The organism is Butyrivibrio proteoclasticus B316 (genome assembly GCF_000145035.1).
In the GTDB taxonomy this organism is placed as follows: domain Bacteria; phylum Bacillota; class Clostridia; order Lachnospirales; family Lachnospiraceae; genus Butyrivibrio; species Butyrivibrio proteoclasticus.
Genome location: NC_014387.1, coordinates 1469240 through 1481913, shown reverse-complemented (window position 1 = coordinate 1481913; position 12674 = coordinate 1469240). Strand labels below are relative to the sequence as shown.

Annotated in this window: 7 protein-coding genes; all 7 read right to left on the bottom strand. The window is 41.2% G+C overall.

Annotation, left to right across the window (positions count from 1 at the left end):
• Positions 1-77: 77 nt before the first annotated feature.
• Positions 78-1340 carry a saccharopine dehydrogenase family protein gene (locus tag BPR_RS06095; protein WP_013280591.1) on the bottom strand — a complete coding sequence of 421 codons (1263 nt, stop codon included), beginning with the start codon at positions 1338-1340 and terminating at the stop codon, positions 78-80.
• Positions 1341-1456: 116 nt separating this feature from the next.
• Positions 1457-2320, bottom strand: a complete 864-nt coding sequence (speE, locus tag BPR_RS06090; RefSeq protein ID WP_013280590.1) for a polyamine aminopropyltransferase — start codon at positions 2318-2320, stop codon at positions 1457-1459.
• A 71-nt stretch (positions 2321-2391) separates the two neighbouring features.
• Positions 2392-3840 (bottom strand): aminotransferase class I/II-fold pyridoxal phosphate-dependent enzyme, encoded by a 1449-nt coding sequence (locus BPR_RS06085; protein WP_013280589.1) that lies wholly within the window; start codon positions 3838-3840, stop codon positions 2392-2394.
• A 147-nt stretch (positions 3841-3987) separates the two neighbouring features.
• Positions 3988-7893 (bottom strand): hypothetical protein, encoded by a 3906-nt coding sequence (locus BPR_RS06080; RefSeq protein WP_013280588.1) that lies wholly within the window; start codon positions 7891-7893, stop codon positions 3988-3990.
• A 1-nt stretch (position 7894) separates the two neighbouring features.
• Positions 7895-10375 (bottom strand): efflux RND transporter permease subunit, encoded by a 2481-nt coding sequence (locus tag BPR_RS06075; protein ID WP_042256677.1) that lies wholly within the window; start codon positions 10373-10375, stop codon positions 7895-7897.
• Positions 10376-10544: 169 nt separating this feature from the next.
• Complete coding sequence (gene groL, locus BPR_RS06070) at positions 10545-12170, bottom strand: chaperonin GroEL (RefSeq protein WP_026662661.1); 1626 nt, start codon at positions 12168-12170, stop codon at positions 10545-10547.
• Positions 12171-12284: 114 nt separating this feature from the next.
• Entirely contained in the window at positions 12285-12569 is a 285-nt protein-coding gene (locus tag BPR_RS06065) for a co-chaperone GroES (protein WP_013280585.1), read from the bottom strand.
• Positions 12570-12674: the final 105 nt, after the last annotated feature.

Below are 12674 nucleotides of genomic sequence, written 5' to 3'. Positions count from 1 at the left end.
GTTGTTACCCGCTCTTTATTCAAAAAACGGGTAACAACATCTAAAAAACTTTTATATGTAAATAAAGCTTCTATCTATTAGTCTACCATTACAGGGTTTTCTTCTACAACCCAAGGAAGTCCGAACTCATTAAGCATCTCCATATATGGATCCGGATCAAACTCATCTGTAGTAAATACTCCGGGCTGTTTCCACTTGCCGCTCATAACAAGAGCTGTACCAATCATAGCAGGTACACCTGTTGTGTAACTGATAGCCTGGCTTCCAAGCTCCTTATAGCACTCCTGATGGTCGCATACATTGTAGATGAAGAGAGTCTTCTCTTTACCATCCTTGATTCCACGGAAGATACATCCGATGTTAGTCTTGCCGACTGTTCTAGGGCCAAGGCTTGCAGGATCAGGTAAAAGAGCTTTCAGGAACTGGATAGGAACAATTTCTCTTCCCTCAAACATTATAGGGCTTGTTGAAAGCATTCCAACATCCTCAAGGCATCTCATGTGATCAAGATAGCTCTGACCAAATGTCATGAAGAAACGGATTCTCTTGATCTCAGGGAAGTTGCGGCCAAGTGCCTCAATCTCCTCATGGTGAAGAAGGTACATATCTTTCTGCCCAACCTGAGGGAAATCATATACTCTCTTGATCTCCATAGGCTTGGTCTCTACCCAGTGGCCATCCTCCCAGTAACTGCCGTTGGCACTTACTTCTCTAAGGTTGATCTCAGGATTGAAGTTTGTTGCAAAGGCATAACCATGGTCACCGCCGTTGCAATCAAGAATATCTACAGTGTGAATTTCATCAAAATAGTGCTTCTTTGCGTAAGCAACAAATACGCTTGTTACACCAGGGTCAAAACCTGTTCCGAGAAGACCTGTGATACCAGCCTCCTTGAACTTGTCCATATATGCCCACTGATAGCTGTAATCAAAATAAGCTGTAAAGCCTTTTTCCTTGCAACGCTTCTCGTAAGCTGCGCGCCATACAGGCTCATCTGTATCTTCAGGTTCATAATTTGCAGTATCAATATAGTCTACCTTGCATTCAAGGCAGGCATCCATGATTGTAAGATCCTGATAAGGAAGAGCTACATTAAGAACTGCGTCAGGCTGATACTCTTTGATAAGATTGATAACGTCATTAACATCGTCAGCATTTACAGTTGCTGTTGTGATCTTAACAGGAGTTCCCTTTTTCTCAAGTTTCTCCTTAAGTGCATCACACTTGCTGACTGTTCTGCTGGCCAGACACATTTCTGTAAAAACTGCGCTGTTCTGCGCACATTTCTGAATAGCTACCTGCGCAACACCGCCGCAGCCAATAACTAACAATCTTCCCATTTTCTTCTCCTTATAAATAACCTACTATGATAGAATTCCGCTTGCGGAATTCTTGCGCCGAGCGCGGATGCTATAGCATCAATTTCCATTCGCGCGAGTGTGCAAAATTTCGCGCTTTAGCGCGACATATCTTCTTCTTCCTGAAGAAGGTCCTCAACATACTTGGGCAACATAAAGGCTCCCTTGTGAAGGTGCGTAGTATAATACCAAGTCTTGATTCCTCTCTCATCCCATCTGTCAGGATTAAAATCTTTAAGAGGATGATACTTCTTACTTGCAAAGCCAAACAGCCAATAGCCTGCAGGGCAGGTAGGAATATGTGCCTGATAAACTCTGTTTACAGGGAACACTCTGTATGCCTTCCTGTGCATAGCTCTGCAGCTCTCTTCATCCTCATCATAGAATGGACTTCCATGCTGATAAACCATGATTCCATCATCGTGAAGAGCCTTATAACAGCTTCCATAGAACTCCTTGGTAAAAAGACCTGCCTCATGTCCAAGAGGTTCTGTAGCATCATTTATGATCAGATCATACATATCCTCGCATTTGCGAAGATATTTAAGACCATCCTGATAATAGATATGAACCCTGTCATCTTCAAGGCCAACAGCATTATCAGGAAAATACTGCTTGCAGACATCCACAAACATATTATCGGGCTCTACTACATCTATTACCTTGATCTCATCGTAATGGCACAGCTCTCTGGCAACGCCTCCGTCACCACCACCAAGAACGAGTACCCTTTGAACCTTGGGGTGAACAGCCATGGGAACATGTACTATCATCTCATCATAAGTAAACTCATCCTTCTCAGAAAAGATAATATTACCATCTGAAGTCAGAAACTTGCCAAACTCCGGTGAATCAAAGACATCAATTCTCTGAAATTCACTGCTTCCGGAAAAAAGCTGCTTACTGATTCTAATACTAATCTTAACATTTCCAGTGTGCATATCACTGAACCAATAATCCATCTCAGCCATATCTGTCTCCTTATATAGTCAAAAGCCTATTAAAATTATACATCAATATTGTAAAACGATTATCATTTGAGCACGAACAGTTCTGAAATATCTTCACTCTCCGGCCCCTGCATAGAACAGCCTTTCTCCATAGCTGTCTTAATATATCCGAGTATTTCCTCAGTTATCACTTCTCCGGGAGAAAGGATCGGGATTCCCGGAGGATAGCACATTACAGACTCAGCACTTATTCTGCCAACTGTCTCATCAATCGGAAGTGACTCTTTTTCTGCATAGAATGCTTCCTGAGGAGTTGCCTTGACAATAGGTGTCACATATTCAGCTGAGAAAAAGCTCTGCTCTGGTTTGGAGTAAAGTCTTCTGATATCCGCAAGAGCTCCTGCAAGTCTCTCAATATCCTGAAGTCTGTCTCCAATCGAAATATATGCCATGACATTGGACAGATCACCAAATTCCATCTGTATGTCATATTCATCTCTCAAAAGATCGTAAACCTCAATACCTGTAAGGCCTATTTTCCTGGTATTTACAACGAGCTTGGTCTCATCGAAATCATAAATACTTCCGCCATTCTTGAGCTCTTTGCCATATGCGTAATAGCCACCGATATCATTGATCTCTTCTCTGGCATACTGAGCCATCTTGGTAACCTTCTCAAAGCTCGATGCCCCATTAAGTGCAAGATTTCTTCTGGAAATGTCAAGACTTCCGAGAAGAAGGTAGCTTGCGCTGGTAGTCTGAGTAAGATTGACTATCCTGCTGATGTAACCGATATTAGCATCAGGTCCGCACAGAAGAATTGAGCTCTGAGTCAGGCTTCCTCCTGACTTGTGCATACTGATAGCCGCCATATCGGCACCTGCAGCCATAGCATTAAGCGGAAGATTAGGGCCAAAATACAAATGAGTTCCGTGAGCCTCATCTACAAGGGCCTTCATTCCATTTTCATGAGCAAGATCAACTATTGCCTTAAGATTGGAACAAATTCCGTAATATGAAGGATTGTTGATCAGAATAGCCTTGGCTTCTGGGTTATCTTCGATTGCCTTCTTTACATCAGAAAGTTCCATTCCAAGCGGAATTCCAAGGTTTGTATCCACCTTGGGATCAATATAAACAGGTATCGCTCCGCACAGAATAAGCGCATTTATCGCACTCTTATGCACGTTTCTGGGCATAATGATCTTCTCACCCTTTTTGACATGAGATAAAACCATAGCCTGAACAGCACTTGTAGTACCATTAACCATCATAAAAGCATGAGCTGCGCCAAAAGCATCAGCCATAAGCTCCTCCGCTTCCTTGATTACAGAAACAGGATGGCAGAGATTATCAAGAGGCTTCATAGAATTAACATCTATACCTACACATCTATCACCCAAAAAGCTAACGAGCTCTGGGTTACCTCTTCCTCTTTTATGACCAGGCACGTCAAAAGGAACAACGCGCTGCTTCCTAAACCTCTCCAAAGCTTCATATACTGGAGCCTTTTTTTGTCTATTAAGATCCAACTAACTACCCTCCAAAAAAAAATCCTTACACACAAGTAAAGGAGTGGCATGCCATACTGACATGCTACCCCCTCTTATTATCTAATTACACAGTAATGTAATCATACTATAAAACTTCTTAATATTAAAGCAAAATATGCTTAACTTTTACTTGTTTTTTCTAGACTTTTTCTTTTTCTTATTCTCTGGTTTCTGATCCGCATTTTCTTCAGTATTATCAGCTTTTTCAGAAGCCTCAGCTATATCTTCTTTCTCTTTGTTCTCTTCCTTCTTATCTTCCTCTTCTTTTACACTTCTCTGCTCATCATTGCTGTCATCATAGAAGAGCTGCTCTTTATCCTCTATCTTCTTGGACACATCCTTGGCAACATTGTTAATAATAACAGGAAGCTTTCTGCCATGTCTTTTGATAATAAATATAGCCAGAGCGATTATTACTACCACTAATACTATTGCGCCAATAGCTATCGCAGGAAGTAAATATTCAAAGTATTTGGCAACCTTATATTTAACATCTAAGGTTAAGACATCACCTTCGACATCGTAGGTATCATACTTACCAACATTTCCAGTCTTCTCAAGCTTAGTCAGACTGCCATCATCCTGAACCTGGTAGAGCTCATAAGTGATTTGCTCTCCCAATTGCATATTTTGATCTATACCAAACCTTATCTGATGTGTTTTCCTTCCATCATCCGGGATTGTAAACTTCAGTATCTCGTAGTCTACATACAGCTTGTCACCTTCTTCGGAGTACTTAGTCTCTTCACCAGTATTAAAAAGAGTTTCCCTTTCAACTACAAGCCTATCATCTTCCCTGAACTGTCCATCTACCAAAATCTCGCCCTGATGGATACCGTCATCCTCTGTAGTCTTCTCCTCTGCTATAGTCGTCCTATACTTGGTATAGTTTGCAGTGATTATCTCATCAGTTGTAACCTTATCTATCTGCGGCTTATCCCATACAACATAGTAGCCCTCTTTATTGTCTACCCTTGGATAATTCTCCTCGCTTATGGCTTCTCCATATTTAAGGCTGGACTTCTTAATGATCTTTTTTCCATCAGGAAGGTCCTCATCTTCAAGCATAAAAGTAATAGTCATGCTCTTGAAATCATAAGGCACATCTGCAGAGTTAAAGACAACTTCCTCTGCCTTTCCTGTATAGCTTGATCTGTCTATTCCAGTAAGCTCATCGCTGATAAAAGAGTTATTTCTCACAACACCTTTTTCGTCTATATGTCCGGAAATAGCTCCGTACCATCTGTCAGCACCGGTAACCTTAACAAGAGACTGGCAGTCGCTTATATTCATTCCATCGCCTGTAATTCCTCCAACATAGCTGACACCATCCAGTATTCCTGATGAGCTTGATTTAACTATGTTAGAAAGAGATCTTCCGCATATTCCACCAACATATTCGCCCGAGCTAGACTTCGCATTTCCCATATTAGCGCAGCCTGTGATAGTTCCCATTTCCTGAAGGCCACAGATTCCGCCTACATAGTTCTTTTCACCAACTACACTGTTATAGTTGTCATTATGTCTGAGCACACACTTGGTAAGATATGAGGTCGTAAGCTTGCTGTCCTTTATTCCTGTAATGTCGCTTTCCTTGTCATACTCATATTCAATGCCCATGGTTCCGGCAATTCCTGCAACATCAATATCTCCCTCTATGCGTCCATAATTGATACAGTAGTCTACAGTGGCATCTGTACAGGTATCAGCTTCATCTAGTGATACATCTTCAAAATTCTGGGTATAATCCATCTCCAGAACGCCATCTGCTGCATCTGTAAACAGAAGCATTATGGTATTGAACTGATCATTAACCGCCTCAAGATCAGTTGTAAGAACTCCTGTAGCATTGTTTATCTCTGAATTAAGAAGGCCAAAGTTATCGTTCATTCCCTGCATATTATCTACAAAGGAGGTTGTACGAAGTCTGTATTCATCGCTAAAGGTAGGGAAAGTGATATTGTCTCTTCCTGCGATATTGTTAAGAATTGACCTTGTGTCATGACCGGCACTTTCAAGGTTTCCAGCTGCATCTTCAAGCTCCTGCATACTCTTAACAACATCAGGCCTCATATCATCTGCCATATACTGAACGGCTTCTGCCAGTATACCCATTACTGTCTGGGTACTTACCAAAACATCCTGTTCATAAGCAACTGCTCCTGTACTTGTGCCATTATCATAAATGTTGATAGCATATTTTGATGCCTCTGTAATAGCCGTAGTATTAGCCGCAGCATAAAGAGCTGCATCGTCTGGATATTTCGTATTATCACTTGAAGGAAAAGCTGTTCCATCTTCATGTTGCCATGAACCTTCTGTAGATGCTCCTGTTTTATTTTGAATATCAGTCGCATTTACAGCAGTAGCCATTTGCGCAGTAATATCTGCCCCTGTTGCACTGGAAATATATACAAGCTTTGTACCGGTTGTATTCGCGTTCTTGGTGGATGCATAGTTCTCTTTTTGTGCATAAATCGCATTATTCAAGCATGGAGTTATCGCTCCGCTATAATTATCTGAATACTGAGCTTCTGCTCCCTCCAGAACTGTCTTGGCTGCATTGTATTCATCTCTTCTATTGTCTGGTATATATGCATCTACATCGAGCTTAGAAAAAGCAGTTCGTATATCACCCGCAGACTTCTTGACGTCCTTCATGGCTTCTTCTGTATGATCAAGAGCACCATTTTTCTTAGTCGCTTCATCAATTACATAATCAACTCTTGAAAAAGCCTCTGTTGCAGCACCGGACACGCCATTAGCATAGTCTATTGTTCCATTAGCAATGTATTTAACGTCATTAAGGGCTTTCCCTGTATAATCCTGTATTATGGATAATCTGTTAGATATTACATTGGACTGATTCCTGGTATCGCGCAGAGTTACAGATACAAGGTCATGTAGCTTACCTATAGCTTCAGTCAGCTGATAAGCTATATCTGTGCTAAGGTCAACAGTAATATAGGGCTCAGCCTGTCCTACAATGCCACCCACATCTTTTCTACCAAGGATCTTGCCACTATTAGTGCACTTATAAAGATATCCAGACTGTCTTCCAGCTATACCACCAACATTGTAGCCAACGTGCTCATAGCCGATATCACCAGTGTTTATGCAGCCTATGATAATTCCAATTGACTGTCCCGCAACACCACCGGTATCAGAAGCTGTTACGTCAGCGTTAGCATCCTCCTCTTCACTGTTTGCATTTTTGACAAGTGAGATAACCTTATTAAGGGTACTCATAGAATCAATTGTTATCTGAGTATCCGTGTTAGTTGTATTAACACTTGAATCATTGACGCAGTCTGTCACATAGCCCATGTTAGAGCCAACAATTCCGCCAGTGAAATGAACTCCATGGACATAGCCGGCACAGTTGCAGTCATCGATAATTCCTGTAAGCTGGTTAACTCCAACCACTCCGCCAACGTAGTCATTTCCATTTACAACTCCGGTGAAGCTGCATTTGTGTATGTAGCCACTGTTTGTTGCAGCGATTCCTCCAATAGTTATCTGCTCTCCAGCAGGTATGATATTTCCTTTGACATTAAGGTTAGTGATCACTCCGGTTTTCTGAACATCAGTAAAAAGACCTATGTAGGACATACCCTTATCTACATTAAAGGCACTGATAGTATGACCTCCACCATCAAAAATGCCTCCGAAGGATGGTATTCCTATAAAGTCTGTACCAAGAAGAGAGATGTCGTTTGTGAGAGTAATCTTTTTATTAACCGACCAGGTATCAAGCCTGCAGTTATCAGCAAATTTGAGGAACTCTTCTGTTGTTCCAATAGTTATCTCTTCAATATCTTCAGGTATTACCGCCAGTATATTTTCTTTGATATCCTCGTCTACATCGACTTCATTTTCCAGAGCTCTTTCATAGGTGCCTGTAGTGATCTCAGGTGCATTGCTCTGACTTGTATTTTCAGCTTCCTTGTCTCCGTTTTCAGCAAACACTGTTATGACTGGTGTTGTTACAAACAATATGCCAAGAAGAAGCGCGCATAATCTCTTTTTCATATCAGCTCTCCTCCCCTGCTGTCTCAGCCATAGTAGTTACTTCCTCGCCGTTTTCATCCAGCATCTTAATGGCATCATTATCAACATAAGCACTGATATTACCTCGTACCACAGCATGAACTACACCATTGATATTTCCATCGATGTGTCCTCGTACAAGACCGTCAATTCGCATAATTCCAGCCTTCTGCTTGGTCTGAATTGGCATATTCATAACAAAAGCAGTAAGTTCAATCACCTTATCTCCCACCAGAAGGATCTGCGGAAGCACGAACATAGTTATCAAAATAGAGATAATAGTTCCTCTTCCAAGACACTTTCCAATTCCATAAATCGCGCAATCTGAAGTCATTTTACCTATCAGAGTGCCCGCAACAGCAAGCATAGTACCGGATGTGATTATTGTTGGAAAAGAGAGATTCATAGTGCTGATTATGGCTTCTTTTTTACCCATCTTCTCTCGAAGTTCCGTATAACGTCCGGCTATAACTATGGCATAGTCAATATTTGCACCCATCTGTATAGAACTTACAATCAGATATCCCAGGAAAAACAAATTGTCGTGCTGCAGAGCAGGTACTGAGAAATTGATCCAGATACATCCCTGGATGACAGCGATCAAAAGTACAGGCATACCTGCAGATTTAAAGGTAAAAAGAAGGACCACCAAAACTGCAAGAATAGAAATTATACTGGTAACCTTATTATCTCTGTCAAAGCACTTCTTTAGATCATATTGGCTGACAGATTCACCAACTACATAGATTTTATCTGCATCATAGTACTTTTCGGTTATTCTATGGATTTTCTGCAAAAAAGCAAATGTCTCATCAGACTCCTGAGGAAGATTTAGATAGACCAGAACTCTTGAATACTCAGGTCCCTGTAATTGCTGCTTGGCAAAATTCATCATTCTGTCTGCATCAGAAAGCTTGTCCATAAGCTCATCAGAGAGTGTTACGTAACCCTCATCAACCTCCTGATATACAAACATGAACATATCAATAAGCGGAACTTTATAATTTGCAAGTCCATTTACAACCTTGGCGTAATCTTCATCATTAACTGCATAGGCCGTATAAACCAGTTCAGCTATCTCATAGTCTATATTTAAAAGTTCAGAAAACTGTCTTGGAGTAAGTTTATCTGTAAGCGTATAACCACCAAGAGCTTCTGTATTAGCAAGACCTGTTACAGATGTAACCTTATCTTCTGCAAGTAAGTCTTCTATAAGCCTTTTCTCTTTGTCATAATCACCTGAAGGAAATACGAGCGCCACCATATTGTCAGAATTAAAGTTATCATCCTGCATATTCTGTGCCTTCTGAACATCATTTAAAAGAGGTGGTGTGATCTGTGAATAGCCATATACATAAGGTGTTCTGGCTGAAATCCTGCTTGCAACAATGATGACTACAACAAAAGCCGGGGCTATCAGGTATCTTGTTGCGTATGCAAATTTTCCAACAAACGGAATCTGCGGAACAAAGTTCTTGTGCTGGGTTTTCTCCATCAGACCTGCGAAAAGCATTATAATTCCGGGCATTAGTAAAAATACTGATAAAAGGCTCAGCAAAATAGCCTTGATCAGTACTATTCCCATGTCCCTGCCTATTCCAAACTGCATGAACAGCATTGCTATAAGACCGCCGATTGTGGTAAGAGAACTTCCCGATATTTCCGGAATTGATTTGGATAAAGCAACAATACAGGCCTCACGATAAGGAAGCTCTGCATGCTCTTCCTTGTACCTGTTCAGGAAAATAACGGCATAGTCAACCGAAAGGGCCAGCTGAAGTACTATAGTTACAGAATCAGAAACAAAAGAGATAGTTCCAAGAAGGAAGTTGGTTCCCATCTGCACAAGTGCAGCACTTCCAAAGGTCAAAAGAAGAACAGGCACTTCTGCATAAGCCTGCGATGTCAAAAGAAGGACACCTACAACTACAAATACAACAAGAACTGATATTACACTCATCTCCTGATTTATCAGTTCGGACTGGGTATCACCAAGTGTTGTTGACAGGTAACAATCATAGTTTTCAAAGTATTCTTTGACCTTTTCAAGTAGTTCAAGACATGTATCATCTTTTTCATCATAGTCAAAGGTTATGTTAAAAAGTGCAGAGCCATTATTATAATGCTTATCAGAATCATCAAGTTCTGCAGAAAAAATACCATCCATGTTTTCAAGGTCTTCCTGAATGAGAAGCGCCTGATCATAAGAAATATTAGCCACCATAACCTTGGTGGATCCATAGGTGGTAAACTGTTCTTCCATAAGCTTGAGGCCGCGCCACGTTTCAGAGGTTTCAGGCAGATACTCAGACAACTGGTTTTCTACACTTACCCAGTTTCTGGAAATTGCCGCGAATATACATAAAATCGCATATATCAAGAAGAAAAGATTGCGCTTATCGACAATAAAAGCGCAGATTTTCAGCATTACGCTGTTCCCGCCCTTGGCTTCACTGTTTTCCATTTTCATCTCCCCCGAAAATTTAAACAAGACTTCACTAAATATTGTATACCTTTTAAAAAGTCGGGGCAAGATATTGAAAAACATGATGCAAAAATCACGTGAAGATTATCTATGAATCAAAGGAGCCAGAGTCGCGAAAGACTCTGGCTCAATAAGGTCTACTATGAAATTACATTCCCATGCCCATTCCTGCGCCGCCTGCTGGCATTGGAGGAACTGGCTCTTTAACTGTTGCTACAGCAGCCTCTGTTGTAAGGAAGCTTGATGCAACAGATGTAGCGTTCTGAAGAGCTGAACGTGTAACCTTGGCAGGATCGATGATACCATCCTTAACCATGTCAACATACTCTTCTGTATATGCGTTGAAACCTACGCCCTGCTTAGACTCTTTAACCTTGTTAACGATAACTGATCCATCAAGACCTGCATTGTTAGCAATGTGGAATAAAGGAGCCTCAAGAGCCTTGAGAACAACCTTAGCACCTGTCTTCTCATCACCTTCAAGTGAATCAACAAGCTTGGCAACTTCCTTGGATGCGTGGATATAAGCTGAACCACCACCAAAGATGATACCCTCTTCTACAGCTGCTCTTGTAGCGTTAAGAGCATCTTCCATTCTGTACTTTGCTTCCTTCATCTCTGTCTCTGTAGCAGCACCTACTCTGATAACTGCAACACCGCCAGCGAGCTTAGCAAGTCTCTCCTGAAGCTTTTCTTTATCGAAATCAGATGTTGTATCCTCAATCTGCTTCTTGATCTGAGCAACTCTAGCCTTGATATCATCCTTGTTTCCAAGACCATCAACGATTGTTGTCTTCTCTTTTTCTACCTTGATGCTCTTAGCTCTTCCAAGGTCATCCATTGTTGTATCCTTAAGTTCAAGACCAAGGTCAGAAGAAATAACCTTACCGCCTGTAAGGATAGCGATATCTTCAAGCATAGCCTTTCTGCGGTCACCATAACCAGGTGCCTTAACAGCTACAACATTGAATGTTCCACGAAGCTTGTTAACGATAAGAGTTGTAAGAGCCTCGCCCTCAACATCCTCAGCGATGATAAGAAGCTTAGAACCTGTCTTAACAATCTGCTCAAGAAGAGGAAGGATATCCTGAATGTTAGAAATCTTCTTGTCTGTAATGAGAATGAATGGATCCTCAAGAGTAGCTTCCATCTTGTCCATATCTGTAGCCATGTAAGCTGAGATATATCCTCTGTCAAACTGCATACCTTCTACAAGGTCGAGCTCTGTCTGCATTGTCTTGGACTCTTCGATAGTGATAACGCCATCGTTAGAAACCTTCTCCATAGCATCAGCGATCATCTGACCAACTTCATCATCACCTGATGAAACTGCTGCAACTCTCATGATCTGCTCTTTACCCTTAACCTTGGTAGCCATCTTGCTGATTGATTCAACAGCTGCGTCTGTAGCCTTCTTCATACCCTTTCTGAGAACGATTGGATTAGCACCTGCTGCAAGGTTCTTGACACCTTCATTGATCATAGCCTGAGCAAGAACAGTAGCTGTTGTTGTACCATCACCGGCAACATCATTAGTCTTTGTAGCAACTTCCTTAACAAGCTGAGCGCCCATGTTCTCATAAGCATCCTCGAGCTCGATCTCTTTGGCAATTGTAACACCATCATTAGTGATTGTAGGAGCGCCATAGGACTTATCAAGGACTACGTTTCTACCCTTAGGTCCGATAGTTACTCTTACTGTATCTGCAAGCTTATTAACGCCTTCTACCATAGCTGTGCGGGCGTCTGCGCCGTACTTAATTGTCTTTGCCATTTTGATTTTCCTCCGAATTAATTCATATAAATTTACGAGTGTATGTTTGCATCCCGAGGTCAATTGATCATATGTGCAAGCACATGATCAATTGACTTCTGTCTGCTATATCACTCACTTAATAATTGCAAGAATATCATTCTGCTTAACAATGATGTATGTCTCATCATCAAGCTTAACTTCTGTTCCTGAATATTTAGAATAGATGACATTGTCACCCTTCTTAACCTGCATCTTAACTTCCTTGCCATCTACTATTCCGCCAGGACCAACAGCGATAACTTCTGCCTGCTGTGGCTTCTCCTTCTCAGCGCCAGGAAGAACGATTCCTGATTTAGTAGTCTCTTCAGCCTCAAGAGCCTTCAGTACAACTCTGTCTGCAAGTGGTTCTAACTTCATAATAAAGCCTCCTTATATATTAAAATCATAATTTTTAATCTTGTTAGCACTCTGTTTTATTGAGTGCTAATCTCTAAGAACTTATATTAGTGCTATTAATACAAA